Annotated in this window: 22 protein-coding genes and 1 riboswitch; of the genes, 7 read left to right on the top strand and 15 right to left on the bottom strand. The window is 73.8% G+C overall.

Annotation, left to right across the window (positions count from 1 at the left end; all coding sequences use genetic code 11):
- Positions 1 to 1,442 (bottom strand): glycine hydroxymethyltransferase (locus ACRWND_RS17895; protein WP_431950454.1); only part of this gene is annotated, 1,442 nt, incomplete at its 3' end.
- 30 nt (positions 1,443 to 1,472) lie between these two features.
- A riboswitch (ZMP/ZTP riboswitch) is annotated at positions 1,473 to 1,559 on the bottom strand.
- A gap of 131 nt (positions 1,560 to 1,690) precedes the next feature.
- On the opposite strand from ACRWND_RS17895, the gene rocD reads away from it, so the two are divergent.
- Positions 1,691 to 2,896 carry an ornithine--oxo-acid transaminase gene (rocD, locus tag ACRWND_RS17890; RefSeq protein ID WP_431950452.1) on the top strand — a complete coding sequence of 402 codons (1,206 nt, stop codon included), beginning with the start codon at positions 1,691 to 1,693 and terminating at the stop codon, positions 2,894 to 2,896.
- Between the two features lie 25 nt (positions 2,897 to 2,921).
- Here rocD and ACRWND_RS17885 read toward each other — a convergent pair whose 3' ends face one another.
- A complete protein-coding gene (locus tag ACRWND_RS17885; RefSeq protein ID WP_431950462.1) occupies positions 2,922 to 3,434 on the bottom strand; it encodes a carboxymuconolactone decarboxylase family protein in 513 nt (170 codons plus the stop codon).
- A gap of 56 nt (positions 3,435 to 3,490) precedes the next feature.
- Here ACRWND_RS17885 and ACRWND_RS17880 point away from each other — a divergent pair, with 56 nt between their 5' ends.
- The gene (locus ACRWND_RS17880; RefSeq protein ID WP_431950450.1) at positions 3,491 to 4,999 is read left to right on the top strand and encodes a PLP-dependent aminotransferase family protein; all 1,509 of its coding nucleotides are present in this window, start codon (positions 3,491 to 3,493) and stop codon (positions 4,997 to 4,999) included.
- 78 nt (positions 5,000 to 5,077) lie between these two features.
- Here ACRWND_RS17880 and ACRWND_RS17875 read toward each other — a convergent pair whose 3' ends face one another.
- From ACRWND_RS17875 to ACRWND_RS17855, 5 genes are all read right to left on the bottom strand, one after another.
- Entirely contained in the window at positions 5,078 to 6,067 is a 990-nt protein-coding gene (locus ACRWND_RS17875; RefSeq protein WP_431950448.1) for a malate dehydrogenase, read from the bottom strand.
- Positions 6,068 to 6,166: 99 nt separating this feature from the next.
- Complete coding sequence (locus ACRWND_RS17870; protein WP_431950460.1) at positions 6,167 to 7,390, bottom strand: helix-turn-helix domain-containing protein; 1,224 nt, start codon at positions 7,388 to 7,390, stop codon at positions 6,167 to 6,169.
- Between the two features lie 236 nt (positions 7,391 to 7,626).
- Positions 7,627 to 8,844: an NADP-dependent isocitrate dehydrogenase gene (locus ACRWND_RS17865; RefSeq protein ID WP_431950447.1), complete on the bottom strand. Its 1,218-nt coding sequence runs from the start codon at positions 8,842 to 8,844 to the stop codon at positions 7,627 to 7,629.
- An 84-nt stretch (positions 8,845 to 8,928) separates the two neighbouring features.
- The gene (locus tag ACRWND_RS17860) at positions 8,929 to 9,369 is read right to left on the bottom strand and encodes a DUF3017 domain-containing protein (protein ID WP_431950445.1); all 441 of its coding nucleotides are present in this window, start codon (positions 9,367 to 9,369) and stop codon (positions 8,929 to 8,931) included.
- Entirely contained in the window at positions 9,366 to 10,220 is an 855-nt protein-coding gene (locus ACRWND_RS17855; protein WP_431950443.1) for a bifunctional methylenetetrahydrofolate dehydrogenase/methenyltetrahydrofolate cyclohydrolase, read from the bottom strand. Before ACRWND_RS17855 ends, ACRWND_RS17860 begins: the two co-directional genes overlap by 4 nt.
- A gap of 105 nt (positions 10,221 to 10,325) precedes the next feature.
- Here ACRWND_RS17855 and ACRWND_RS17850 point away from each other — a divergent pair, with 105 nt between their 5' ends.
- On the top strand, positions 10,326 to 11,024 hold the full coding sequence (locus ACRWND_RS17850; RefSeq protein ID WP_431950441.1) for an RDD family protein: 699 nt from the start codon (positions 10,326 to 10,328) through the stop codon (positions 11,022 to 11,024).
- Positions 11,025 to 11,078: 54 nt separating this feature from the next.
- Entirely contained in the window at positions 11,079 to 11,675 is a 597-nt protein-coding gene (locus ACRWND_RS17845; RefSeq protein ID WP_431950439.1) for a hypothetical protein, read from the top strand.
- A gap of 284 nt (positions 11,676 to 11,959) precedes the next feature.
- Here the strand turns inward: ACRWND_RS17845 and purH are convergent, their stop codons facing one another.
- Together purH and purN are read right to left on the bottom strand one after the other, a co-directional pair.
- A complete protein-coding gene (purH, locus tag ACRWND_RS17840; RefSeq protein ID WP_431950437.1) occupies positions 11,960 to 13,513 on the bottom strand; it encodes a bifunctional phosphoribosylaminoimidazolecarboxamide formyltransferase/IMP cyclohydrolase in 1,554 nt (517 codons plus the stop codon).
- The gene (purN, locus tag ACRWND_RS17835; RefSeq protein WP_431950436.1) at positions 13,510 to 14,124 is read right to left on the bottom strand and encodes a phosphoribosylglycinamide formyltransferase; all 615 of its coding nucleotides are present in this window, start codon (positions 14,122 to 14,124) and stop codon (positions 13,510 to 13,512) included. The genes purH and purN overlap by 4 nt, the downstream gene beginning before the upstream one ends.
- A gap of 228 nt (positions 14,125 to 14,352) precedes the next feature.
- Between purN and ACRWND_RS17830 the strand changes: the two genes are divergently transcribed.
- Positions 14,353 to 15,060 (top strand): hypothetical protein, encoded by a 708-nt coding sequence (locus tag ACRWND_RS17830; RefSeq protein WP_431950434.1) that lies wholly within the window; start codon positions 14,353 to 14,355, stop codon positions 15,058 to 15,060.
- Positions 15,061 to 15,104: 44 nt separating this feature from the next.
- Here the strand turns inward: ACRWND_RS17830 and ACRWND_RS17825 are convergent, their stop codons facing one another.
- On the bottom strand, positions 15,105 to 16,487 hold the full coding sequence (locus ACRWND_RS17825; RefSeq protein WP_431950432.1) for a cell division protein PerM: 1,383 nt from the start codon (positions 16,485 to 16,487) through the stop codon (positions 15,105 to 15,107).
- Positions 16,488 to 16,599: 112 nt separating this feature from the next.
- On the opposite strand from ACRWND_RS17825, the gene ACRWND_RS17820 reads away from it, so the two are divergent.
- Positions 16,600 to 17,478, top strand: coding sequence for an RNA polymerase sigma factor (locus tag ACRWND_RS17820; RefSeq protein ID WP_431950430.1), 879 nt, complete (start codon positions 16,600 to 16,602; stop codon positions 17,476 to 17,478).
- On the opposite strand, the gene sucD is transcribed toward ACRWND_RS17820, so the two are convergent.
- The 5 genes from sucD to ACRWND_RS17795 form a co-directional block, all read right to left on the bottom strand.
- Positions 17,479 to 18,363, bottom strand: a complete 885-nt coding sequence (sucD, locus tag ACRWND_RS17815; protein ID WP_431950428.1) for a succinate--CoA ligase subunit alpha — start codon at positions 18,361 to 18,363, stop codon at positions 17,479 to 17,481. It lies immediately after the preceding gene.
- An 18-nt stretch (positions 18,364 to 18,381) separates the two neighbouring features.
- Positions 18,382 to 19,557, bottom strand: a complete 1,176-nt coding sequence (gene sucC, locus ACRWND_RS17810; protein WP_431950426.1) for an ADP-forming succinate--CoA ligase subunit beta — start codon at positions 19,555 to 19,557, stop codon at positions 18,382 to 18,384.
- Positions 19,558 to 19,920: 363 nt separating this feature from the next.
- On the bottom strand, positions 19,921 to 21,063 hold the full coding sequence (locus ACRWND_RS17805) for a VWA domain-containing protein (RefSeq protein ID WP_431950424.1): 1,143 nt from the start codon (positions 21,061 to 21,063) through the stop codon (positions 19,921 to 19,923).
- An 80-nt stretch (positions 21,064 to 21,143) separates the two neighbouring features.
- Entirely contained in the window at positions 21,144 to 23,549 is a 2,406-nt protein-coding gene (locus ACRWND_RS17800; RefSeq protein WP_431950458.1) for a DUF5682 family protein, read from the bottom strand.
- Positions 23,507 to 24,595, bottom strand: coding sequence for an ATP-binding protein (locus ACRWND_RS17795; protein WP_431950422.1), 1,089 nt, complete (start codon positions 24,593 to 24,595; stop codon positions 23,507 to 23,509). Before ACRWND_RS17795 ends, ACRWND_RS17800 begins: the two co-directional genes overlap by 43 nt.
- A 165-nt stretch (positions 24,596 to 24,760) precedes the next feature.
- Here ACRWND_RS17795 and ACRWND_RS17790 point away from each other — a divergent pair, with 165 nt between their 5' ends.
- Positions 24,761 to 26,125, top strand: coding sequence for an SWIM zinc finger family protein (locus ACRWND_RS17790; RefSeq protein ID WP_431950420.1), 1,365 nt, complete (start codon positions 24,761 to 24,763; stop codon positions 26,123 to 26,125).
- The last annotated feature ends 6 nt before the right edge of the window (positions 26,126 to 26,131 follow it).

Raw genomic sequence — 26,131 nt, 5'->3', positions numbered from 1 at the left:
CGGCTCAGGTCGATCCCCGGGTAGAGCGGGAATCCGTCCAGCAGGTCCGCCGCGCGCTGCGCGATCTCGTCGGAGACCTTCGCGTCCAGTACGTGCTGAGCCTTGGACGGCTTGCCCGCCGAGGTGACACCCGCCGTGGTGGCCGTGAGCACCCGGTCGATCAGCCCGGCGATCTCCTCCATCTCGCCCGCGCCGAGGCCGCGCGTGGTCAGCGCCGGTGTGCCGATGCGGATGCCGGAGGTGTACCAGGCGCCGTTCGGGTCCTGGGGGATGGAGTTGCGGTTGGTGACGATGCCCGAGTCCAGGAGCGCGGCTTCGGCCTGCCGCCCGGTCAGGCCGTAGGAGGACTCGACGTCGATCAGGACGAGGTGGTTGTCCGTGCCGCCGGTCACCAGCGTGGCACCGCGGCGCAGCAGGCCCTCGGCCAGGGCCCGGGAGTTGTCGACGATGCGCTGGGCGTAGTCGTGGAAGTCAGGACGGCGGGCCTCCGCCAGGGCCACCGCCTTGGCGGCCATGACGTGCGGCAGCGGGCCGCCGAGCACCATGGGGCAGCCGCGGTCGACCTGCTCGGCGAGCGAGGAGTCGCACAGCACCATGCCGCCGCGCGGGCCGCGCAGCGACTTGTGCGTGGTGGTGGTGACGATCTGCGCGTGCGGCACGGGGTCGAAGTCACCGGTGAGGACCTTGCCGGCGACCAGGCCGGCGAAGTGCGCCATGTCGACCATCAGTGTGGCGCCGACCTCGTCGGCGATCTCCCGCATGATCCGGAAGTTCACCAGCCGCGGGTAGGCCGAATAGCCCGCCACGATGATCAGCGGCCGGAACTCGCGGGCGGTCTTGCGCAGGGCCTCGTAGTCCAGCAGACCCGTGGCGGGGTCGGTGCCGTAGCTGCGCTGGTCGAACATCTTGCCGGAGATGTTGGGCCGGAAGCCGTGGGTGAGGTGGCCGCCCGCGTCCAGGGACATCCCGAGCATCCGCTGGTCGCCGAGCTCGTGGCGCAGCCGCGCCCAGTCCTCCTCGGTGAGGTCGTTGACCTGCCGTACCCCGGCCCGCTCCAGCGCGGGCGCCTCGACCCGGGCGGCGAGCACCGCCCAGAAGGCGACGAGGTTGGCGTCGATGCCGGAGTGCGGCTGCACATAGGCGTGCTGGGCGCCGAAGACCTCGCGCGCGTGCTCGGCGGCGAGCGCCTCGACGGTGTCGACGTTGCGGCAGCCCGCGTAGAAGCGGCGGCCGACGGTGCCCTCGGCGTACTTGTCGCTGAACCAGTTGCCCATGGCCAGCAGCACGGCCGGGGACGCGTAGTTCTCACTCGCGATGAGCTTGAGCGAGGCGCGCTGGTCCTCGATCTCCTGGCCGATGGCATCGGCCACGCGCGGCTCTACACCCCTGATCACCTCAAGGGCACTGCGGAAAGCGGTGGACTGGCTGGAACCACTCGGCATGTCAGACCTCCTGCTGCACGGCACGGCATACGGGACGGCCCAGGCGCACGGCACACAGTTCACGGGCCGCTCCCCGATGGTCAACCCCATCCCAGCGCGCCAGTCACGGCCCGCCGCCAGCCTAGCAACGACCGTCATGACACCGCCCGGCGCGAGGTTTCTTCGCATCCCGGACGAGCGACGATAGAAAGAGCCCCACCGGGCTCTTCGCGCCATACCTCCCGACGTACCACGAACGGAGCACTCACGTGTCGACTGCTGCCGAGCACATCGCCGCCGCCGAGGCGCACAGCGCCCACAACTACCATCCCCTCCCGGTCGTCGTCGCCTCCGCCGAAGGCGCCTGGGTGACGGACGTCGAGGGCCGCCGCTACCTCGACATGCTCGCCGGCTACTCGGCACTGAACTTCGGGCACCGCAACCCCCGTCTCATCGAGGCTGCCAAGGCCCAGCTAGACCGGGTGACCCTCACGTCCCGGGCGTTCCACCACGACCGCTTCGCGCGCTTCTGCACGGAGCTCGCCGAGCTGTGCGGCATGGAGATGGTGCTGCCGATGAACACCGGCGCCGAAGCCGTCGAGACGGCGGTGAAGACGGCCCGGAAGTGGGGTTACCAGGTCAAGGGCGTGCCGGACGGCCAGGCGCGGATCATCGTCGCCGCGGACAACTTCCACGGGCGGACGACCACCATCGTCAGCTTCTCCACCGACCCCGAGGCCCGGGCGGACTTCGGCCCGTACACCCCCGGCTTCGACGTCGTCCCGTACGGCGACCTGGCCGCGCTGGAGGCGGCCCTGGACGAGCGCACGGTGGCCGTGCTGATGGAGCCCGTCCAGGGCGAGGCGGGCGTCCTCGTGCCGCCGGCCGGGTACTGGGCGGGCGTGCGCCGGCTCACCGAGGAGCGCGGGATCCTCTTCATCGCCGACGAGATCCAGTCGGGCCTGGGCCGGACGGGCCGGACCTTCGCGTCGGAGCACGAGGGCGTCGTCCCGGACATGTACGTGCTCGGCAAGGCACTCGGCGGGGGCGTCGTCCCGGTCTCGGCCGTCGCGTCCTCGTCGGAGGTGCTCGGGGTCTACCGCCCCGGTGAGCACGGCTCCACCTTCGGCGGCAACCCGCTGGCCTGCGCGGTGGCGCTGGAGGTCCTCGCGATGCTGCGCACCGGCGAGTACCAGCAGCGGGCTGCCGAACTCGGCGACCACCTGCACAACGAGCTGGCGCTGCTGGCCGGCACCGGGGCCGTCACCCAGGTCCGCGGCCGCGGCCTGTGGGCGGGCGTGGACATCGCCCCGGATCACGGCACGGGCCGGCAGATCTCCGAACGGCTGCTGGAGCGGGGCGTCCTGGTCAAGGACACCCACGGCTCCACGATCCGGCTGGCGCCGCCGCTGGTGGTCTCCAAGGAGGACCTGGACTGGGGTCTGGACCAGCTGCGGGCCGTGCTGTCGGCCTGACCGCGGTCCCGGGTGCGCCCGGCGGTCAGACGCCGTCGGCGCGCACCGCCGGGGACATCCGCGTCGTCACGCCGATGCGGTTCCAGGCGTTGATGGTGACGCACATGGCGACCAGCCGGGCCAGTTCGTCGGCGTCGAAGACCCGCGCGGCCTCGTCGTAGACCTCGTCCGGGACGCCGCGCTCGCCGAGCCGGGTCACCGCCTCCGCCAGCGCCAGCGCGGCACGCTCGCGCACGGTGTAGAAGGGCGTCTCCCACCACACGGTGAGCCCGTTCAGTTTCTGCTCGGTCAGCCCGATCGCGCGGGCATCGGCAAGGTGCTGGTCCACGCAGTAGGCGCAGCCGTTGAGCTGCGAGGCGCGGGCCTTGACCAACTCCCTGATCACCGGTTCGAGACCGGCGGACGCCGCCGCGTCCAGGGCGAACATCGCCTTGAAGAAGTCAGGGGCAGCCTTGCCGAGCAGCATGCGCGGCTCGTGGGCGGGCACCAGGTCGTCCGGGCCGAGGTCGGATGAGGCGCCGGCGGAATTCGTGATCATCGTCATGTGACCCAACCTAGCGACGGGGTGGCCCCGACTCGTGGTCCACTTGCGGGGTGAACGAGTGGGCCATTTCAGGAGTCGACCTCCACCTCGACCTCCACCCCGACCCCGCCCGCCGCGCCGGTGCGCGCGCCGGGCTGGAGCACGCGCTGCGCGAGGCCGTGCGCGACGGCAGGCTGGCCCCCGGCACCCGGCTGCCGTCCTCCCGGGCACTCGCCAGGGATCTGGGCGTCGCCCGCAACACCGTCGCCGACGCCTACGGGCAGCTGGTGGCAGAGGGCTGGCTGACGGCTCGCCAGGGCTCCGGCACCCGGGTCGCCCACGGCTGGTGCCCGGCCGGAGCGGCCACCGGCGAAAGGCCGTCCACCGCCCCGACGCCGTCCCCCGGCCCGTCGCCGCTCACCGACCCGTCCCCCGGCGACGCCGTGCCCGTCGGCGGCGACCCGAAACCCACGGCCGGACCGCCCTGGCACCGGGAGCAGGTCCCGTACGACCTGCGGCCCGGTTCGCCCGACCTCGGCTCGTTCCCCCGCGCCGAGTGGTCCGCCGCCGCGCGCCGCGCCCTGGCGGCGGCGCCCAACGAAGCCCTCGGCTACACCGACCCCCGCGGGCGGCCCGAACTGCGCGAGGCCCTCGCGGCCTATCTGGGCCGGGTGCGCGGGGTCCGCACCACCCCGGAACTCGTCGTGGTGTGCACGGGCTACGTCCAGGCTGCCGGGCTGCTCGGCCGCGCCCTTCGCGGCCGCGGGGCCCGCCGTGTCGCCGTCGAGGCGCTCGGCTACCCGCACACGCTGCGCGTCCTGCGGACGGCCGGGCTCACCACCGTCCCCCTGCCCGTCGACGACGAGGGGGCGCAGGTCGTCGCGCTCGGCACGGGCGTCGACGCCGCCCTGCTCACACCGGCGCACCAGTTCCCGTACGGAGCCCCGCTCTCCCCGGAGCGACGCGCGGCCACCGTGGCCTGGGCCCGCGACACCGGCGGCGTGATCATCGAGGACGACTACGACGGGGAGTTCCGCTACGACCGGCAGCCGGTCGGCGCGCTGCAGGGCCTCGCACCCGAGCACGTCGTCTACGCCGGAACGGCCAGCAAGAGCCTCGCCCCCGGGCTTCGGCTGGCCTGGCTCGCCCTGCCGCCCTCCCTGGCGGAGCCCGTGCTCGCGGAGAAGGTCGTCGCCGACCACCAGTCCCCCGTCCTCGACCAGCTCACCCTCGCCGAGCTGATCGTCTCCGGCGGCTACGACCGCCATGTGCGCCGGATGCGACTGCACTACCGGCGCCGCCGCGATCGCCTCGTCACCACGCTCGCCGCCCGCGCCCCCGCCGTGCAGGTGTCGGGCATCGCCGCCGGACTCCACGCCGTACTGCGGCTGCCACCCGGCGCCTCGGCCGGCGCGCTGGTCGCACGGGCCCGGCGACAGGGCCTCGCGCTGCAGAGCCTCGCCGACTTCGGGGCCGTGCAGGACGACGCGATCGTCGTCGGCTACGGCGCCCCACCCGAGCATGCCTTCGCCGGCTGCCTGGACATGCTGTGCGCGCTGCTCGCCGCGCACACGGCCTGAGGAGCACACGGAGCGGCCCTCCGCCGCGCCCTTGCGGGGCGCGGCGGAGGGCCGGCTCGGGGGTTCGGCGTCCCGGGCTCAGATAAGGCCGAGGCCGCGGACGGCCTCGCGCTCCTCCTCGAGCTCCTTCACCGACGCGTCGATGCGGGCGCGGGAGAACTCATTGATCTCCAGACCCTGGACGATCTCGAACCTGCCGTCCTTCGCGGTCACCGGGAAGGAGGAGATGAGGCCCTCCGGCACGCCGTAGGAGCCGTCGGAGACGACACCGGCGGAGGTCCAGTCACCCTCGGCGGTGCCGTTGGTCCAGGTGAAGACGTGGTCGATCGCGGCGTTGGCGGCCGACGCGGCGGAGGAGGCGCCACGGGCCTCGATGATCGCGGCACCGCGCTTGGCGACCGTCGGGATGAACTCCTCGGCCAGCCACTTCTCGTCGCCCACGACCTCGGCGGCGTTCTTGCCGGCGACCTCGGCGTGGAAGATGTCCGGGTACTGGGTGGCGGAGTGGTTGCCCCAGATGGTGAGGCGGCGGATCTCGCTCACCGGCACGCCGGTCTTCTTCGACAGCTGCGACACGGCGCGGTTGTGGTCCAGACGGGTCATCGCGGTGAAGCGGTCGGCCGGGACGTCCGGGGCCGAGGACTGCGCGATGAGCGCGTTGGTGTTCGCCGGGTTGCCGACGACGAGGACGCGGATGTCGTCCGCGGCATGGTCGTTGATGGCCTTGCCCTGCGGGCCGAAGATGCCGCCGTTGGCCTCCAGCAGGTCGCCGCGCTCCATGCCCGCGGTGCGCGGACGGGCGCCGACGAGCAGGCCCACGTTGGCGCCGTCGAAGGCGACGTTCGGGTCGTCGGTGATGTCGATGCCCTTGAGCAGCGGGAACGCGCAGTCGTCCAGTTCCATCGCGGTGCCCTCGGCGGCCTTCAGGGCCGGGGTGATCTCCAGCAGCCGCAGCTTCACCGGGACCTCGGGGCCGAGCAGGTGGCCGGAGGCGATACGGAAGAGCAGCGCGTAGCCGATCTGCCCGGCCGCTCCGGTGACGGTGACGTTGACGGGAGTGCGAGTCATTGCCTTCTCCTGGCCTTCTCCTGCTGGATCCCTTGCCGCCCCGGCGGCGTCCCATGCCCCGGAACGGGGATCTCTCGGCGTCAAGAGACCCACGCCAGGCTATACCCGCACCGTCGCGGCCGAAGCCACCCTTGGTGTGGCCCCGGTCACCGCCCTGCGCCGGCACCCGTCCGGGCCGACCCGGCGGCGCGGCCGGTGGTCTTCTCCGGCGCACCCTCCCGTGCGGGCGGCAGCGCCCTCCGCCCGGCACGCCCGAGAACTCCGGCCGGCCCGCTCCGCGAGCGCGCCGTCATGGTGTTCGCGGTCCTGCAGTGGGTCGGCCGGCCTCGCGGCCCGGCATGACGGCCGCCCCCCGGTCGCGGGGCCCGAGGGAGCCGCCGAAGCGACCCAAGCCGCACCGTCCCCACGATCCGGCCGCCTCAACCGAGGCAGATGCCCACGATGATCAGGCGGAGGCAGTGCCCCTTGCCCGGGCTGCGGCTCGGGGACGCGGAGGGCGCCGGCGTCGGCGCCCTCGTCGGCGCCACCGGGACGCTCGTCGCGGGGCGGCGGCGGCGCCTGAAGGGTGGCGGGTGCGGCTCCACCGGGTGCCGTGGCCGGCGCCCCGCCCGTGGCCGGCGCCCCGCCGGGTTCCGCCGTGTGCGGGGCGCTTCCAAGGGCGGGGGGCGGACCCTCGGCGCCGGGCACTCGCGTCGTCGGCCTGCCGGCGTCCGGGGACACGGCGTTCGCCGTACGGGAGGCCGCCGCGTCCGTCGCCCCGGCCGGGAAAGCCGGCCGGGAGCGGGATGTCGCGGCGGAGCCGGCCGGGCCGGCTGCGGCCGCGGCGGCGGAGGCGGCGGCGGAGGGCGCCGGCCCGACCGGCGCAGTGGCGGCCGGGCGGGCGGACAGCGGTGTCCCGGCGCGCCCCCGCCCGTCCGTGGCCACCTCGGCCGCCACGAGCAGCGCGAACACCGTGCCGAGCGCCAGTCCGACCGCGACCGCCGGCAGCGTTCTGCGCCGCCGTCTCCGGGCGTGCCGGGGCCCCGGGACGGAGGCGAGCGGGGCGAGCGCGTCGGCGTGCGCGAAGCCCTTTCCTGCGTCGGCGGCCGGATCGGCTGCCGTATCCGCGACCGCCTTCGCGGCCGCCCGGTCGGCCAGCTCCCACAGGGCGATGAGCCGGTCGTCGTCGGCACCGCTGAGCTGCCCCAGCACCTCGACCGCGTCACGCGGCGGAATCCGCGTGCCGTCGAAGTAGCGCTCCCACGCGCCGATGCCGCTCGCCGTGCGCGCGGCCAGCGCGGGAACGCTGAGCCCGCTGCGGTCCTTCGCCCGGCGCAGCTGCACGGCAAGGCGGCGTGCCGCGTCGTCCAGCGTCTCGGGCAATGGCTCCCAGCGCGCCACCACGCACCCCCCGGCTCCGTCGGTCAACCCACCGTAGCGACGTGCACACGAATGGTGCGGAGCTTTCGGGAATCCTTCGCGCGCGGTGACGCGACAGCGCTACCGTCCTCCGCAACGAGAGACGCGAAGGAGAACGGAGATCCGGTCCGCGGAGCCCGCCCGGCCGCCGACCGCCCGCGTCAGCAGGACATGCGCTTGCGCAGGTTCTCGTCCACGGCGGCCAGGAACTGCTCGGTCGTCAGCCACGGCTGCTCCGGGCTGATCAGCACCGCCAGGTCCTGGGTCAGCTGGCCGGACTCGACGACCTCCAGGCAGGCGTTCTCCAGCGTCCCGGCGAAGCGGGCGAGTTCGGGTGTGTCGTCCAGCCGGGCGCGGTGGGCAAGGCCGCGGCTCCATGCGAAGACCGTCGCGATGGGGTTGGTCGAGGTGGGCCTGCCCGCCTGGTGGCTGCGGTAGTGGCGGGTGACGGTGCCGTGCGCCGCCTCGCACAGCACGGTCCTGCCGTCGGCGGTCATGAGGACCGAGGTCATCAGCCCTGCCGAACCGACTCCCCGAGTGAGGACGCCGGAGAGGATGTCGCCGTCGTAGTTCTTGCACGCCCAGACGCAGCCGCCGGCCCCCTTGAGGACCGAGGCGGCCATGTCGTCGACCTGGCGGTGCTCGTGGCCCAGGCCCGCGGCCGCGAACTCGCGCCGGAACTCGGTGTCGAAGACCTCCTGGAAGAGGTCCTTGAAGCGGCCGTCGTACTTCCTGAGCACCGTGTTCTTCGTGGCCAGGCGGACGGGCAGCCCGCGCGCCAGCCCGTAGCGGAAGGCGGCGCGCGCGAAGTCGCGGATCGACTCGTCGAGGTTCACCATCCCGAGCGCCACACCGGGGCCCGGGAAGTGGTGCACCTCGAGATCGACCGGGTCGGAGCCGTCGGCCGGGGTGAAGCTCAAGGCGAGGGCGCCGGCGCCGGGGATCCGCAGCTCGGTGGCCCGGTACTGGTCGCCGAAGGCGTGCCGGGCGATCACCACGGGGCGGCTCCCGCCGGGCACGGCCCGCGGGACGTTCCGCGGGACGACGGGCTCCCGGAAGATCCCGCCGCCGAGGCGGTCGCGGATCGTGGCGTTCGGGGAGCGGTACATCCCCCTGAGGCCGAACTCCGCGACCCGTGCCTCGTCGGGCGTGACGGTGGCGCACTTGACGCCGACGCCGTGCCGCGCCACCGCTTCCGCCGCCTCGGCCGTCACCCGGTCGTGCGTGGCGTCCCGGTGCTCGATGCCCAGGTCGAAGCGGACCAGTTCGACGTCGACATGCGGCAGGACCAGCTCGTCCCTGACGAACCGCCAGATGATCCGCGCCATCTCGTCGCCGTCGAGCTCGACGACCGCGTTCCTTGCCTTGATCTTGGTCATGGGAGCCGCTCTCCCTCTCACGCCGTGACGTGTGCCCGAAGTGCACGTCCTACGTCAGGGCACTCGCCACACAGCGTAACCGGATCACCGCACGGAGAAGCGGACGACGTCCTCCAGGAAGGGGATCTCCAGCACGGGGTGCGGCTGCGCCATCAGGGCCAGCAGGACGATCAGCACGCCCAGCACACCGTAGGTGATCACGTCCGTGAAGCGGCTGCGGACGGCCAGCATGCCGACCGAGGGCAGCAGCCAGCGCATCAGCGCGCCCAGGATCAGCGCCGAGCCGACCAGCACCAGGCCGGCCCGCGTGACGTCCGCCGCCACCGTCACCAGGCCGAGCAGCACCGCGCCGGAGACCACGAGGATCGGCCACTGCCGGGCCGGGGCCGGGGCGCCCGCGCCCATGGCCCGGCCGCCGCCCTCGGGGCGCGCGGTGCCACGGGTCAGCACCTGGAAGCGGCGGCCGCGGCCGGCCTTGCCGGCCTCCTGCGCCGCCGCTTCCGTACGGGGGCCCGTTTCGGTCATGCGTACCGGCCCTCCGCGGCCTCCACGACGTTCGCCAGCAGCATGGCGCGGGTCATCGGGCCGACGCCGCCGGGGTTCGGCGAGATCCAGCCGGCCACCTCCGCCACGCCCGGGTGCACGTCGCCGACGATCTTGCCGTTCTCGTCACGGCTGACGCCGACGTCCAGCACGGCGGCGCCCGACCGTACGTCCTCCGGCTTCACCAGGTGCGGCACACCCGCGGCGGCCACGATGATGTCGGCCTGGCGCAGCTGGGCGGACAGGTCGCGGGTACCGGTGTGGCAGAGGGTGACGGTGGCGTTCTCCGACTTGCGGGTCAGCAGCAGCCCGATCGAGCGGCCGACGGTGACACCGCGGCCGACCACCGCGACGTGCGCGCCGTTGATCTCGACGCCGTGGCGCCGCAGCAGCTCGACGATGCCGTTGGGGGTGCAGGGCAGCGGGCCGCGCTCGCCCAGCACCAGCCGCCCGAGGTTGGTCGGGTGCAGTCCGTCGGCGTCCTTGGCCGGGTCCATCAGCTCCAGGACGCGGTTGGTGTCGATCCCCTTGGGCAGGGGCAGCTGGACGATGTAGCCGGTGCAGGACGGGTTCTCGTTCAGTTCGCGGACGACCGCCTCGATCTCCTCCTGGGTGGCGGTCTCCGGCAGCTCGCGCTGGATGGAGGCGATGCCGACCTCCGCGCAGTCGCGGTGCTTGCCCGCGACGTACCAGCGGCTGCCCGGGTCGTCGCCGACCAGCAGCGTGCCCAGCCCCGGGGTGACACCCCGCTCCTTGAGCGCCTGCACGCGGGTCGACAGTTCGGACTTGATCGCGGCCGCAGTGGCCTTGCCATCGAGAATCTGGGCGGTCATACACCCATCTTCTCAGGTCCGCACACCAACGCTGGACAGCGGTTGACGCCGCCCAGGACGATGTGGCCGTCCCCCGTCTCCATCCGCTCGAAAAAAGAGGCCACCGTGAGCTACCCACCCGGGCCCGGCAATCCGTACGACCAGCAACCCCCGCAGCAGCCGCAGCAGCCGCCTTACGCCTACCCGCAGCCCCCGGCCCAGCCCGTTCACGGCTACCCGACGCAGCCCCCGCCGCCCTACGGCACCGTACCGCCGCAGGCCCAGGGCCCGTACGGCTACGGCTACGGGTACGGCCATCCGGCAGGCCCCACCGGCCCTGTCCCGGGCATGCCGCCGTACGCCGGCTGGGGCGCCCGCGTGGGGGCGACGCTGATCGACTTCCTGCTCGCCGGGCTCGTCCCGATGGTCCTCGTCGGCATCGGCTACGGCCAGTTCCTCGCCGCGGTGATCGACGAGGCCGACCGCTGCAGCGCGACCACCGGACCCTGCGACGCCCCCGAGATCCCGGGCAGCGCCCTCGCCCTGATCGGCGTCGGCCTCCTGCTGTCCCTGATCGGCGGCCTGTTCCTGTGCTACCGCGAGGGCACGACCGGCCAGACGCCGGGCAAGAAGGCCCTCGGCATCTCCGTGTTGCGGGAGCTGGACGGCCGTCCGCTGGGCTTCGGCATGGCCTTCGTCCGCCGGCTGTGCCACGGTCTGGACGGCGCCGCCTGCTACATCGGCTACCTGTGGCCGCTGTGGGACGACAAGAAGCAGACCTTCGCCGACAAGATCCTCAACTCGGTCGTCGTCCGCACCCGGTAGGCCGGGCGCGAGGAGCCCCCGTCGCCGGTCCCGTCATCACGAAGGAAGTCACCAGTGAGCCATCCGCCAGGCCCCGGCAACCCGTACGGCCGGCAGCAACCGCAGCGGCCGTACGGATACCCGCAGCAGCCCCCGGCCCCGCCGGGCCACGGCTACCCGGCGCAGTCCCAGCCGCAGTGGCAGCAGCCGTACGGATACCCGCAGCAGCCGCTGCAGGTGCCGTTCCCGGCCTATCCCGGCGGGCCCGCGGTCATGCCGTCGTCGGCGAAGGCGGCCCGGGCGATGCTCTTCGCGCTTGGCGTGATGCAGGTCCTGGCCGGGTTGTCGCTGCTGGTCGCAGCCGTCACCCTGAAGATCGCGGATGGCAGCGACTCGGTGAACATGCTGCCCATCTGGCTGGTCTGCGCTCTGGGAGTCCTCTTCCTGGCGTTCGCCGTCCTGTCGTTCGCCCTGGGCGCCAGGTACCGGACGGGCGGTAGCGGCACCCGTGTCGGCTCCATCCTGATCGGCGCGCTGTTCGCACCGAGCTGTGTCGCCGCCATGCCCACCGGCGCCTTCGTGCTGCTTCTTCCGGTAGTGCTGTGCGTGGTGCTGATCGTCTGCGCGGCGCAGTCCGAGACGGCGGCCTGGTTCAAGCGCCCGCGGTACTGACCTGCCGCAGTCCGTACGCCGAAGGCCCCCGCGCAGCTTGGGGTCAAGGGGCCGTCGCAACGCCACTTGGTCGGTGTTGCGGTTCACCCCAGCCCACGCGCCGCCATGGTCACGTTCCCCACGGCATCCAGCCAAGCTGGGAAACGCTCCCCCAACCCCGCAAGATCATCCCGCTCAACGGCCGCGGTCCTCGCAACTCCCGCAGATCGCGGGTGTTGCGAGGACCGTTGGAACCCAAGCCCCGGCGGGGGCCTTCGGCGTTCCGGCGCTGCGGCCGGTCGGTGTCAGTGGAAGAAGTGCCGCGTCCCGGTCAGGTACATGGTCACGCCGGCCTTGCGGGCCGCCTCTACCACGGCCTCGTCACGCACCGAACCACCAGGCTGCACGACGGCCTTGACGCCCGCGCCCGTGAGCACCTCCAGCCCGTCGGGGAAGGGGAAGAAGGCGTCGGAGGCGGCGTAGGAGCCCGCCGCGCGCTCCTCGCCGGCCCGCTGCACCGCGAGCCTGGCGGAGTCGACGCGGTTGACCTGGCCCATGCCGACGCCGACCGTCGCGCCGTCCTTGGCCAGCAGGATGGCGTTGGACTTCACCGCGCGGCAGGCCCGCCAGGCGAACGCCAGGTCGGCGAGCTCAGCGTCGGTCAGCGGCTCGCCGGTGGCCAGCGTCCAGGTGGCCGGGTCGTCGCCCGCGGCCTGGAGGCGGTCCTTGACCTGCAGCAGCAGCCCGCCCTCGACGGGACGGAACTCCGTCTGCGCGGCGGGCGCCTCGGGACAGCGCAGCACGCGGATGTTCTTCTTGCGGGCGAGGACCTCGACCGCGCCTTCCTCGAAGTCCGGCGCCACGATGACCTCGGTGAAGATCTCGGCGACCTGCTCCGCCATCTCCACGCTCACCGGCCGGTTGACGGCGATGACGCCGCCGAAGGCCGACAGCGGGTCGCAGGCGTGCGCCCTGCGGTGCGCCTGCGCGACGTCGTCGCCCACCGCGATGCCGCACGGGTTGGCGTGCTTGATGATCGCGACGCAGGGCTCGTCGTGGTCGTACGCCGCACGGCGCGCGGCCTCGGTGTCGACGTAGTTGTTGTAGGACATCTCCTTGCCGTGCAGCTGCTCGGCAGCCGCCAGGCCCGTGCTGCCGTCGGTGTAGAGCGCGGCGGCCTGGTGCGGGTTCTCGCCGTAGCGCAGCACGTTCTTGCGCTCGTAGGTGGCGCCCAGGAAGTCCGGGAAGGAGCTGTCGTCGGCGGGGGCGTACGAACTCGCGAACCAGCTCGCCACCGCGACGTCGTAGGCGGCGGTGTGCTGGAACGCCTCGGCCGCCAAGCGCTTGCGGGTGTTGAGGTCGAAGCCGCCCTCACGGACGGCGGCGAGCACGTCCGCATACCGCTCGGGGCTGGTCACCACGGCCACCGACGGGTGGTTCTTGGCGGCGGCGCGGACCATCGAGGGGCCGCCGATGTCGATCTGCTCGACGCACTCGTCCTCCGAGGCGCCGGAGGCGACCGTCTCACGGAACGGGTAGAGGTTGACCACGACCAGGTCGAAGGGCTCGACGCCCAGCTCCTCCAGCTGCCGGCGGTGGTCCTCCAGCCGCAGGTCGGCGAGGATGCCGGCGTGCACCTTCGGGTGCAGGGTCTTGACCCGGCCGTCCAGGCACTCGGGGAACCCGGTCAGCTCCTCGACCTTGGTGACCGGCACCCCGGCGGCGGCGATCCGCCCGGCCGTCGAGCCGGTGGAGACCAGCTGGACGCCCGCCTCGTGCAGGCCGCGGGCAAGCTCCTCCAGACCGGTCTTGTCATAGACGCTGACCAGTGCGCGACGGATCTCCCGCTTGGTACTCACGGCAACAGAACCTTTCGTCCCTCAATGCGATAGCCGTCGCGGGACAACCGCCCCACGACGTCGACGAGCAGCGTGCGCTCGACTTCCTTGATGCGCTCGTGGAGCGCTTCCTCCGTGTCGTCCTGCCGGACCTCGACCGCCCCCTGGGCGATGATCGGGCCGGTGTCGACGCCGTCGTCGACGAAGTGGACGGTGCAGCCGGTGACCTTCACGCCGTAGGCGAGGGCGTCGCGCACCCCGTGGGCGCCCGGGAAGCTGGGCAGCAGCGCCGGGTGGGTGTTGACGAAGCGCCCGCCGAACCGGGCGAGGAACTCCTTGCCCACGATCTTCATGAACCCCGCAGAGACGACCAGGTCGGGCTCGTACGCGGCCACCGCCCCGGTCAGCGCGGCATCCCAGGCGTCGCGGTCGCCGTGGTCGGCCACCCGGCAGACGAACGTCGGCACTCCGGCGCGCTCGGCGCGCTCGAGCCCGGCGATGCCGGACCGGTCGGCGCCCACGGCGACGACGTGCAGACCCGCGTCGAGCAGCGCCTGGAGGTTCGTGCCCGAACCGGAGACGAGCACGACGAGTCGGGCGGGACGGGAAAGGGGCGGAAAGACTGCGGCCACTGCGGGTCATCTCTCGGGGATCCGGCGCTTTGGAGGATCGTACGACTCGAAGATCGCCCGAACTCCGGGGAACTCTACGAGGCCGTCGACCGTCAGCAACGATACCGGCACACCCACCCGCCCCCACGGGACGGGGGAGCACGCGGGCGGTAGCGTCTGGGGTGAAACGGCGAAGTGACGCGTCCGACAACTCGAGGAGTCGACGGCAAGGGGATGACCCAGGCAAACATGAGCAGTGGCCGAGGCCAGGAGCGGGACAACCCGTTCGCCCCGCCGCCGGAGAACGCGCCCGAGCAGCCCTGGGAGCCGCGTACGCCGCAGCAGCCCTCCGACTCGGGGGACGAGCCGCCGACACCGCCCTCTCCTCCCCCGCCGCCCCCGGCGTGGGGCAGCGGGTGGAGCGAGCGGCAGCCCGGCCGCCAGGACAGCGGCTACGGCGACCGCCCCGGCGGCGGCTACGGCGGGCAGCGCCCTGACGCCCCTCGCTTCGACCCCACGGACCCGGCCCAGCGGCGGGCCCGCTACGCCATGATCTGCGGCATGTGGGGGCTCTTCTTCTCGCTCTTCCTCGGCTGGACGTATGTGGGTCTGCTGCTGGGCGCCCTCGCCTTGTACTGGGGCGTCAACGCCTTGCGGATGAAGCCCGAGGAGCGGGCGAAGGCCCGTGCCGAGGCGGCCGCCCTGCTCGCCGAGGGAGGGGCCGTCCCGCCGGCGCCGCGGCCCGCCGACCCCCGCAGCAAACCGCAGCGCCCGGCCGCGCTCGGCGGACTGATCATGGGCGGGCTCGCCCTCTGCGTCGTGGCGGTGAGCTTCACGACGCAGGTGGTCTACCAGGACTACTACGCCTGCACCCGTGACGCGCTGACCTCCTCGTCGCGCGACGCCTGCGAGAAGCTGCTGCCGACCCCGCTGCGCGACGTGCTCAACACGCCCTGACGCGCGGCAGCGGACGCGCTGCCGCGTCGGCCCCGGGCGGAGGATCAGACCTCCGACGGGGCGGCGTCGGCGGTCGCGCCGCCCGCCGTGGCGGGCGCCTCCTCCAGGCGGCCGTCCACCGGGCCTTCCTCCGCCTGGTGTCCCTGGTGCCCCTCTCCCTGGTCGTACTCCGCCGAGGCAGCCGCGCGGCGCAGTCGGACCCAGCGCACCACCAGCGCCGTCGGCGTGCCGGCGGCCGCCGTCCATCCGGCCGCGGCGGCGCCGGTGAGCCACCAGGACGGCCCGAAGTCCTCCAGGGCCCCGGTGCCCAGCGGTCCCGCCGCGAACCCGGTGAGCAGTGCCATGGCGAATCCGCACGTCAGCCCGCCCAGGGCGGCGTGTGCGGCGGTGCGCCCCAGGCCGCACGGCTCCCGCCGGCCGACGGCCAGCACCCCCACCGCGACCCCGGCGAGCACCGGAACGACCAGCGCCACCAAGGTCAGCGACGTACCCGACCCGGGCTGCGGGAGCGCCGCGAGCAGTGGGAAGTCCGGCAGCACCGGCTCACCCAGAACCCCGGCCGGACGCACCGCGGCCTGGGTGCCCAGCGCGAAACCGGGGCCCAGCGCGTAGGCCGCGCCCCATACGGCGGCGTTCGGGATCAGCGCCACCGCCACCGCGAGCACCGCCAGCCGCCCGGACAGCGCTTCGCTCAGCCGTGTGAAGGACGCGCCCGCGGCGCCCGGGTGCAGGGCCACGGTCACCGCCGTGAGTGCCGCGCCCCCCGCGACCAGCACGCAGACGCCCGCCCCCGCCGACCGCAGCACGGCCACGGCGTCCCGCAGCGGCACCGACACGGACACGGGGGCCCGGGACAGCCAGGCGGGCGGCGGGATCCGCGGCCGTCCCCGCGCCGCCCAGGCCCCGGCGCCCGCGGCGAGGGCGGCGACGACGGGCAGGTGCAGCCCGGCGGCGAGGGCGTCGCTGCGCACCGGCCCGTACGAGGTGTAGAGGACCACCCCGGCGCCCACCGCGAGGTAGCCGCCGATCAGCCATGCGACGGCGGAGCGCGCGGCCCTGCCGTCCGAGGCGGGCGCGACGGCGTCCGCACCCGCCCGGAACAGCAGCCACACCGGGAACACCATCGGCAGCAGCGGTGTGACGCCGATGGGCGCGGCGGTCCCGGACAGCGTCTCGGTGCGCACGAGGCCGCTTCCGTGGGCGAGCAGCCAGCAGTCCGCGGCGACGTGCAGAGCGCCGTCCAGCCCGCTGTCCGGGAACGGGGAGACGACCCACAGCGCGACCACGAGCATGGCGAAGCCGCCCAGGCCAAGGCCCGCGGCGACCACGCCGCCGGTGAAGGCGGGGGCGGATTCGGAGGTGCGCAGGGCCGAGTGGGCGGCCTTGATCCGGTGCACGGCGTGACGCAGGGCGCTGGTGGCACTCACGGATGTCATGCTGCCAAGAACATCCCTTTTCGTCGTGGCAGCGTGCGAATGCCCGCCGTGTCGCAGAATATGGCGCTATGCGTTTCTTCATTCGATCCGAGTGGTCGATCGCATGAGCCGCACACCCACGGCGAAGGCCGCGAAGGCCGTCAGGAAGCGAAGGCGCCACCAGCCGGTGCAGGCCGGGAACGCCCCGAACCCCCAGGCCGCGCAGGCCGCGCAGGCCGCCGCTCAGGGGAAGTCCGCCGCGTCCGTGCGGCGGCCGGAACCCGCGGCGGCCGACGGACCGCGTGATCCGGCCTCCGGCAACCCGGCAATCGAAGCCGAACGGATCGCCGAGGCCGCTCAGGCCGCCTTCGATCTTCTCTACACCCGCGACGCCCCCGCCCTGCTCCGCCAGGTCGAGCTGCTCACCGGCAGCACGCGGCTGGCCCGGCACGCCGTGCACCGCGCCTTCGACCAGGCGTGGCAGCGGTGGCCCGAGGTCGCCGTCGACCCCGACCCGGCCGGATGGATCCGCGCGGAGGCGCACCACCACGCCCTCGCGCCCTGGCAGCAACTGCTGCCCTGGTACCGCACCCCGCCGCGGGAGCGCAGCGCGTTCCAGCGGCTGTCGCCCGGTACCCGGCACGCCGTGCTGCTCCACGACGGTCTGGGGCTGAGCCTGCTGCGGACGGCGGCGGAGAGCATGGCCACCACCTCGATGACCAGGCGGCGCATCGTCCGGGGGCGCGAGGCCCTGGGCGAGGGGGCTGCGGTCCGGCTGGGCGACCTGCTGGACGAGCAGCCTGAGGCGGAGTACCCGGCGGCCATGGTGCGCCAGCTCAGCGAGCAGTGGCTGCGCATCCGCACGGTGGGCGCCGTGGTGGCGACGGTGCTGATCGCGCTGGTGACTGCGGTCGGGCTGGTCTTCGGTCCGCTCAGCGAACGTGTCGGGGCCGACAGCGACCCGGCCGTGCCTGCGCAGGAAGGCGTGAGTCAGCCTGCGTGATCAGCCCTGGAGGATGGCGCGCGCGAGGCGGGCCGTCTCCGACGGGGTCTTGCCGACCTTGACGCCGGCGGCCTCGAGGGCCTCCTTCTTCGCCTGGGCGGTGCCGGAGGAGCCGGAGACGATGGCGCCGGCGTGGCCCATGGTCTTGCCCTCGGGCGCGGTGAAGCCCGCGACGTAGCCGACGACCGGCTTGGTGACGTGCTCGGCGATGAAGGCCGCGGCACGCTCCTCGGCGTCGCCGCCGATCTCGCCGATCATGACGATCAGGTCGGTGTCGGGGTCGTCCTGGAACGCCTTCAGCGCGTCGATGTGGGTGGTGCCGATGATCGGGTCACCGCCGATGCCGACCGCCGAGGAGAAGCCGATGTCGCTGAGCTCGTACATCATCTGGTAGGTCAGCGTGCCGGACTTCGACACCAGGCCGATGCGGCCGGAGGTGGTGATGTCCGCCGGGATGATGCCCGCGTTGGACTGGCCGGGGGTGATCAGGCCCGGGCAGTTGGGGCCGATGATCCGGGTCTTGTTGCCCTTGCTGCCGGCGTAGGCCCAGAAGGCGGCGGTGTCGTGGACCGCGATGCCCTCGGTGATCACGACCGCCAGCGGGATGCCCGCGTCGATGGCCTCGATGACCGCGTCCTTGGCGAACTTCGGCGGGACGAAGATGACGGTGACGTCGGCACCGGTCTGCTCCATGGCCTCGGCGACCGAGCCGAAGACGGGCACCTCGGTGCCGTCGAAGTCCACGCTCGTGCCGGCCTTGCGCGGGTTCACGCCGCCGACGATGTTGGTGCCCGAGGCGAGCATGCGCCGGGTGTGCTTGGTGCCCTCGGAACCGGTCATCCCCTGGACGATGACCTTGCTCTCCTTGGTCAGGAAGATAGCCATGATGTGGTGACCTGTCCCTTACTTCGCAGCCAGCTCGGCGGCGCGCTCCGCGGCGCCGTCCATGGTGTCGACCTGCTCGACCAGCGGGTGGTTGGCGTCGGTCAGGATCTGCCGACCCAGCTCCGCGTTGTTGCCGTCCAGGCGGACGACGAGCGGCTTGGTGACCTCTTCGCCCTTGGACTTCAGCAGCTCCAGGGCCTGAACGATGCCGTTGGCGACCGCGTCGCAGGCGGTGATGCCGCCGAAGACGTTGACGAACACGGACTTGACGTCCGGGTCGCCCAGGATGATCTCGAGGCCGTTCGCCATGACCTCGGCGGAGGCGCCACCGCCGATGTCGAGGAAGTTGGCGGGCTTGACGTTGCCGTGGTTCTCGCCGGCGTAGGCGACGACGTCCAGGGTGCTCATGACGAGACCCGCGCCGTTGCCGATGATGCCGACCTCGCCGTCGAGCTTGACGTAGTTGAGGCCCTTGGCCTTGGCCGCGGCCTCCAGCGGGTTGGCGGCGGCGTGGTCGACGAGCGCCTCGTGCTCCGGCTGGCGGAAGTCGGCGTTCTCGTCGAGGGAGACCTTGCCGTCGAGCGCGATGACCCGGCCGTCGGCGACCTTGGCGAGCGGGTTGACCTCGACGAGGAGCGCGTCCTCGGAGACGAAGGTCTTCCACAGGGTCTGCAGGATCTCGGCGACCTGGTCGGCGACGTCGGCCGGGAAGGCGGCCGCCTCGACGATCTCGCGGGCCTTCGCCGGGGTCACACCCTCGATGGCGTCCACCGGGATCTGGGCGACGGCCGCGGGGTTGGTGGCCGCGACCTCCTCGATCTCCATGCCGCCCTCGACCGACGCGATCGCCAGGAAGGTCCGGTTGGCGCGGTCGAGAAGGAAGGAGACGTAGTACTCGGAGGCGATCTCCGGGGCCAGCTCGGCCAGCATCACCTTGTGGACCGTGTGGCCCTTGATGTCCATGCCGAGGATCTGCCCGGCCTTCGCCACCGCGTCCTCGGGGTCCGACGCCACCTTCACACCGCCGGCCTTGCCGCGGCCACCGGTCTTCACCTGGGCCTTGACGACGGCCTTGCCGCCGAGCCGCTCCGCGACCTCGCGCGCCGCCTCAGGCGTGTCGATGACTTCACCGGCCAGCACCGGTACACCGTGCTTGGCGAAGAGGTCCCTCGCCTGGTACTCGAACAGGTCCACGCGCGTCCGTCCTTGGTAATCGCGGGTTCGTTGTCTGCGTGCGTGCCGGGGGCGGTCGTCGCTGACGTCTTCGTAACGAACCATACGGTCGGTCGTACGGGGGGCGCACACGTCGGCCGAGCACGCGGCATGTCCGTCTCGCAGGTTATCGCCGCGCGGGCGGCACGGGTAAATCGGAGGTGATGCCGGAGCGGTGAGAACGGTCACAGAGCAGCCGCCGTCCCCGGCTCGCCCGTACACCGGCGGACGGCGGCTGACGTGGGCGGCGGCCCGCTCTGCGCCGGCCGTCGCGGCGGAGCCGCTCACCGTGGGCGACCGGGCCGCCGCCGGCCGCCCGGCCCTGGCGTCACCCGATGTGGTGGGTCAGGGCACGGGGAGCGGCCGCTTCTCGATGGCGGCCGCCATGACCTCGGGGAAATGGTCCGGGGTGCAGGCGAACGCGGGTACCCCGAGCGCCGCGAGCGCCGCCGCGTGCTCGCGGTCGTAGGAGGGCGCGCCCTCGTCCGACAGCGCCAGCAGCGCCACGAACTGCACACCGGACGCCTTCATCGCGGCGACCCGCTTGAGCATCTCGTCGCGTATGCCGCCCTCGTGGAGGTCGCTGATCAGGACGACCACGGTCTCGGCGGGCCTGCTGACCAGGGACTGGCAGTAGGCCAGCGCCCGGTTGATGTCGGTGCCGCCGCCGAGCCGGGTGCCGAACAGTACGTCCACGGGGTCGTGCAGATGACCCGTCAGGTCGGCGACCGCCGTGTCGAAGACGACGATCCGGGTGTCGACGGCGCGCAGGGAGGCGAGCACGGCGCCGAAGACGGACGCGTAGACGACGGACGCCGCCATCGAGCCCGACTGGTCGACGCACAGGACGACGTCCTTCCGCACCGCGCGCGAGGCGCGGCCGTGGCCGATCAGCCGCTCGGGCACGACCGTGCCGTGCTCGGGCAGATAGTGGCGGAGGTTGGCGCGGATCGTGCGGTCCCAGTCGATGTCCCGGTGGCGGGGGCGGTCCACCCGGGCGGAACGGTCCAGCGCGCCGGCGAGGGCTGCCCGGGTCCGGGTCGCCAGACGCCGCTCCAGGTCCTCCACGACCTTGCGGACGACCGCCCGCGCCGTCTCCTTCGTCGCCGCGGGCATCGCCTTGTGCAACGCGAGCAGCGTGCCGACCAGGTGCACGTCGGCCTCGACCTCCTCCAGCAACTCCGGTTCCAGCAGCAGCGCCGACAGCCCGAGCCTGTCGATGGCGTCGCGCTGCATCACCTGCACGACGCTGCTGGGGAAGTACCGGCGGATGTCCCCGAGCCAGCGCGCGACCTGGGGCGCCGAGCCGCCCAGCCCGGCGTTCCGCGCAGACGGCGGCCCGGCGGCACCGCGCGGGGCGGTGCCGTACAGCGCCTCCAGCGACTGGTCCATCGCCGCGTCCCGGCCGGTGAGGCGCCTCCCCGTGCCGTCGGCGGGGCCGCCGCCCAGCACCATCCGCCAGCGGCGCAGCCGCTCGTCGGCGTCCATGACACCTCCCGGGCCCGGGACAGGGGCCGAGTCCGCGGCCGGACCCGCGCCTTCGCCCGGGGTGGTGCTGCCCGTGTCGGTCATACGTCCCGACCTCCGCCCTCTCCACCGGTGCCGAGCAGCAGCCGCACCACGGCGAGCGCCGCTTCCGCCCGTTCCTCGTCGATCTCCGCGGCGAAGCCCGGCAGGCCCTCCCGCGTGGCGTCCCCACCCGCTGCGGCGCCGCGCGGACCTCGCCGTACCAACTCCCCCACCGTGCGCCGCACCCCCGGGTCGAAGCCGCCGAAGGTGCGCCGCAGCAGCGGCAGCACGTCGTCGAAGGCGGCCGCCGGCACCGCCTTCAGCCAGCCGTCGACCAGCGCGAGCAGTCGCTCGTCGTGGACCAGCAGCATCCCGCTGCCCCCGGCGAGGAAGCCCTCCACCCAGGCGGCCGCCTCCTGGGGCTCCGTGCCTCGTGACAGGGCCATTCCCATCAGCCGGGCCGCCTCGCCGGGATCCAGGCGCGCGTCGTCGAGGAGCAGACGTGCGGCGCCGCCCCGCAGCAGCCCCGGTATGCCGCGGTCCCGCACGGCCAGCTTCCGCAGCGCGCCCGCCCAGCGCACACGCAGCGCGTCGTCCCCGAACAGGGCCAGCGCCTGCTGCACCCGCGCGACATGGCCGCGCATCTCGGTGGCACCGTCCGCGTCGAGGCCCGCGCAGGCGGGCGGGAGCCCGACGCAGATACGCTCCGCCAGTCCTGCGGCGACCTCGCGCAACGCCTTCGCGTCCGTGCCCCGCACGTCGCCGTAGCGGAGGGAGCGGACGAGCGCCGGCAGGGCCTGCGCGAGGTGAGCGACGTCCACGTCGAGTGCGGCGCGGTCGGCGAGCACCCGCATCACCGTCGGCAGGGCGTCCGGCAGCCCCGCGAGCAGGCAGTGCTCGGCCAGACCCGTCACCTCGGCCAGAGCCGGCGCGTTCACCGCCGCGTCCTCGGCCCGGGCGGTGGCCGCGGACTCCACCGTGGTGCCCCACACCCCGGCCTCCGCGACCGCCACCGCGAGCTCCGGCTCCCAGCGCAGCCTCCAGCTCTCCCGAAAGGTGCCGGTGGCGGCGGTGCGCGAGCGGACCGGCTCCCCCCAGCCGATGCCGAGCAACCGCAGCCGGTGCAGCAGGCGGCTGCGTCCGGCGTCGATGTCCTTGCGCAGGTCCAGGTCCACCTCCTTCTCCGGGGCCGCAGGCTTCATCCGCAGCCTGCGCTGCTCGCGTGCCAGGTCACGGGCGAGGGGCACCGCCGGGGCGCCCTCGGGGACTTCGCCCAGCACGTCGCCGACCACCAGCCGGTCCCGGATGAGGGCCAGCGGGACGTCCGATCCGTCGCACATCACCGCCCGCACCGCGTCCGTGGTCTCGCCGAGCCCGGGCAGGGGGCGGCCGCGCAGGGCCGCGAGGGCGTCGGCAAGTCGTACGGCTTCGATGACGTGCGCGGAGGAGACCGGGAGGTCCTCCGCGCGCAGCAGGTCGGCGACCTTGGTCATCCACCGCTCGACGGGACGGTCGGGCGAGGTGAACAGGTGGCGGTACCAGCCTGGGGAGTCGATGCCGGCGCCGTAGCCACTGGCCCGGGAGAGCCTGCGGTGCGTCCAGGGCACCCAGGTGACCTCCACCTTCGCCTTGGGCAGGCCCTTGAGCAGTGCCCGGTCCGCGGTGACCCCGCCCGCCCGGGCGAGCGCGGGCACGTGCCAGGCCCCGCACACCACGGCCACCCGCTCGTGCCCACGGCGCGCCTCCCGTATCCGCAGGCGCATATGGGCCTCGCGGAGCGCGTCCTGCGGGTGTCCCCCGTCGCCGTATGCCTCCCGCAACGCGCCCATGGCATCGGCGAGCGCCTCGAACACGGCCTGCGGGTCACCCGTCCCCTCCCGCGTGCCCCGGCCGCGGTGCTCGACGGCGTCCTCCCACCAGCGCTCCGGATCGTCGTGGCCGGCCGTCCGCGCCAGGACGGCGAGCGGGTCGACGTGCCCGGCCGCCCCCTCGGCTCCCCCGGCTCCCGGGCCCCCGCCGGCTTCGTCCCCGCCGGCTCCCCCCTCTTCCCCCTCCCGTCCCTCGTGCCGGCCCTGCGGCGTGTCCCCCTCGTCGCGCAGCAGCAGCGAGTGCGCGGCGGGCAGGTCGATGAAGCGCACCGGCACCCCGCGACCGGCCGCCCAGCGGATCGCCGCCCACTCCGGGGAGAACTCCGCGAAGGGCCAGAAACCGGCCCGGGACGGCTCGTCCACGACATGGGCGAGCAGCGCGACCGGCGGCCGCATCCCGGGGTCGGCGGCGAGTTCCAGCACCGCGTCCGCCTCCGGCGGGCCCTCGACGAGCACGATTGCGGGGTCGATGCCGTCCAGCGCCTTCCGCACGGCGCGGGCCGACCCGGGTCCGTGGTGCCGTACCCCCAGCAGCGTCACCCCGTCCGCGGCGGTCACGGCGTCACCTCGCGGCAGGCCCGGTAGAAGTCCTTCCAGCCCTCCCGCTCGCGAACCACCGTCTCCAGATACTCCTGCCAGATCACGCGGTCGGCGGCCGGGTCGCGGACCACCGCGCCGAGGATGCCGGCGGCGACGTCCCCCGCGCGCAGCACACCGTCGCCGAAGTGGGCGGCGAGGGCCAGGCCGCCTGTGACCACGGAGATCGCCTCCGCCGTGGAGAGCGTGCCGGAGGGGGATTTCACCTTCACCCGCCCGTCGGTGGTGACCCCGCCCCGCAGTTCGCGGAAGACGGTGACCACCCGCCGGATCTCGTCCGCTCCCTCCGCGACGGCCGGAAGCTCCAGCGAGCCGCCGAGCTGGCCGACACGGCGGCTGACGATGTCGACCTCCTCCTCCACGGTCGCGGGCAGCGGCAGCACGACCGTGTTGAAGCGCCGGCGCAGCGCGCTGGAGAGCTCGTTGACGCCGCGGTCCCGGTCGTTGGCCGTCGCGATCACGTTGAACCCGCGCACCGCCTGCGTCTCGGTGCCCAACTCCGGTATCGGCAGGAGCTTCTCGGAGAGGATCGTGATGAGGCTGTCCTGGATGTCCGCGGGGATGCGCGTCAGCTCCTCCACGCGGGCGACGCGCCCCTCGGCCATCGCCCGCATGACCGGGCTCGGGACCAGCGCTTCGCGGCTGGGCCCGTCCGTCAGCAGCCGGGCGTAGTTCCACCCGTAGCGGACCGCCTCCTCCGGGGTGCCCGCGGTGCCCTGCACCAGCAGCGTGGAGTCGCCGCTGACGGCCGCGGCGAGATGCTCCGAGACCCAGGTCTTGGCAGTGCCCGGGACGCCGAGCAGGAGCAGCGCCCGGTCGGTGGCGAGCGTGCTGACCGCGACCTCGACGATCCGCCGCGGTCCCACGTACTTGGGGGTGACGACCGTGCCGTCGGGCAGCGTACCCCCGAGCAGATACATGGACACCGCCCATGGCGACAGGTTCCACCGCGCCGGGCGCGGCCGGTCGTCGGCTGCCGCGAGAGCCTTGAGCTCATGGGCGAACGCGTCTTCGGCGTGCGGCCGGAGTGCGGTGTCCACGGACATGCTTCTCCCCTGTTCTCCCATGGAGCAGATGGCGCGGACGCCCCGTCAGCCCCCCGCGGGGCGTCCGCGTCCCCACCATCGCGCACCCCACTGACAATCCCGTCCCGGCGTCAGAGAAGCGCAGGTCAGGGGCTGTTGTCAGTGGTCGCTCGTAACGTCGTGGCCATGGACGGGACGAGTGGACGGCAGATGCGGCGGTGGACCGCCGACGAGGTCCTCGCGCTCGCGCCCGACGCGTCGACACGCCGGGCAGGGACGGGCCTGGCGAGGGCTGCCCGCTGGTCCGGGACGGGGAGTTCGGGCACAGCGGTGTGGGGGCTGTGCGCGGGCGGCGGCAGGCCGTTCCGAGCAGTGGCCGACACGGCGGGGCCCGCCTTCGGGTGCGACTGTCCCGGCAGCACGGCCCCGTGCGAGCACGTGGTCGCGCTGCTCCTGCTGTGGGCCTGGGGGGAGGTCGGGCCGGCCGCGCACGGGGGCGCCCGGCCCGGCTGGGTCACGGCACGGCTCGACGGGCGCGGCGTCGCCGCGGAACGGATGGAGCCGGGCGGGCGCGGGGCGTCCGGCGCCGACCGGGAGGCGGCGCGCAGGCGGGCCGAGCGCCGGGACCGGCGGGTCGCCGCCGGGGCCACGGAGCTGGAGCGGCGGCTGGCGGATCTGCTGCGGGGCGGCCTGGCGGGCGCGGACCACGAGGGGTACCAGCGGTGGGAGGAGACGGCGGCGCGCATGGTGGACGCGCAGGCCCCCGGGCTCGCCTCCCGCGTACGCCGGCTGGGCCCGCCGGCGGCACCGGGGGGCGACTGGCCGTCGCGGCTGCTGGAGGAGACCGCGCTGCTGCACCTGCTGGCCCGGGGGTACCTGCGGCAGGAGGCGCTGCCCGAACCCCTGGCGGCCACCATCAGGTCCCGGGTCGGCTTCACCGTGGACGCGGCGCAGGTCCTCGCCGGGCCGGCGGTACGCGACCACTGGCTGGTTCTGGCACGGCAGGACACCGCCGACGACCGTCTCACCACCCGCAGGACCTGGCTGCACGGGGAGGGCAGCGGCCGTATCGCGCTGCTGCTGTCCTTCCAGGCGGTGGGCAGGGCGCCGGAGGCGGGACTGCCGGTCGGCGTGTCACTCGAGGCGGAGCTGGCCTTCCACCCGGGGGCCCGTCCGCTGCGGGCGGCGCTCGGAGCGCGGCACAGCGGGCCGCTGCCGGGCCGCGTGCCGGCGGGCCTCCCCGTCGCGGCGGCGCTCGGCGCGTACGGGCAGGCCGTGGCCGGCGATCCGTGGCTGGACGCCTGGCCGGTCGTGCTGTGCGGTGTCGTGCCGATACCGGGCACGCCGCAATGGCAGGTGGCGGACGCGGAGGGCAGCGACGCCGTCCCGGTCACGGTGGGCGGCGCCGCTGCCGGGGCGGGGTTGTGGCGGCTCGCGGCGGTCTCCGGCGGCCGCCCGGTGACGGTGTTCGGCGAGCTGGGTCACCAGGGCTTCCGGCCGTTCACGGCCTGGGCCGGTACGGACCCGGAACCCGTGCCGCTCACGGCGTGATCCGGG

Source organism: Actinacidiphila sp. bgisy167, assembly GCF_965342175.1.
Lineage (GTDB): Bacteria > Actinomycetota > Actinomycetes > Streptomycetales > Streptomycetaceae > Actinacidiphila.
This window is presented reverse-complemented; position numbering and strand designations above follow the sequence as displayed.

What these genes read in the sequence shown, in the direction of transcription:
- ACRWND_RS17885 (WP_431950462.1), bottom strand. Translation starts at nt 3,434, where the DNA reads ATGATCACGAATTCCGCCGGCGCCTCATCCGACCTCGGCCCGGACGAC.
- ACRWND_RS17875 (WP_431950448.1), bottom strand. Translation starts at nt 6,067, where the DNA reads ATGACTCGCACTCCCGTCAACGTCACCGTCACCGGAGCGGCCGGGCAG.
- ACRWND_RS17865 (WP_431950447.1), bottom strand. Translation starts at nt 8,844, where the DNA reads ATGACCAAGATCAAGGCAAGGAACGCGGTCGTCGAGCTCGACGGCGAC.
- ACRWND_RS17860 (WP_431950445.1), bottom strand. Translation starts at nt 9,369, where the DNA reads ATGACCGAAACGGGCCCCCGTACGGAAGCGGCGGCGCAGGAGGCCGGC.
- ACRWND_RS17855 (WP_431950443.1), bottom strand. Translation starts at nt 10,220, where the DNA reads ATGACCGCCCAGATTCTCGATGGCAAGGCCACTGCGGCCGCGATCAAG.
- ACRWND_RS17830 (WP_431950434.1), top strand. Translation starts at nt 14,353, where the DNA reads ATGAGCAGTGGCCGAGGCCAGGAGCGGGACAACCCGTTCGCCCCGCCG.
- ACRWND_RS17820 (WP_431950430.1), top strand. Translation starts at nt 16,600, where the DNA reads ATGAGCCGCACACCCACGGCGAAGGCCGCGAAGGCCGTCAGGAAGCGA.
- sucD (WP_431950428.1), bottom strand. Translation starts at nt 18,363, where the DNA reads ATGGCTATCTTCCTGACCAAGGAGAGCAAGGTCATCGTCCAGGGGATG.
- ACRWND_RS17805 (WP_431950424.1), bottom strand. Translation starts at nt 21,063, where the DNA reads ATGGACGCCGACGAGCGGCTGCGCCGCTGGCGGATGGTGCTGGGCGGC.
- ACRWND_RS17795 (WP_431950422.1), bottom strand. Translation starts at nt 24,595, where the DNA reads ATGTCCGTGGACACCGCACTCCGGCCGCACGCCGAAGACGCGTTCGCC.
- ACRWND_RS17790 (WP_431950420.1), top strand. Translation starts at nt 24,761, where the DNA reads ATGGACGGGACGAGTGGACGGCAGATGCGGCGGTGGACCGCCGACGAG.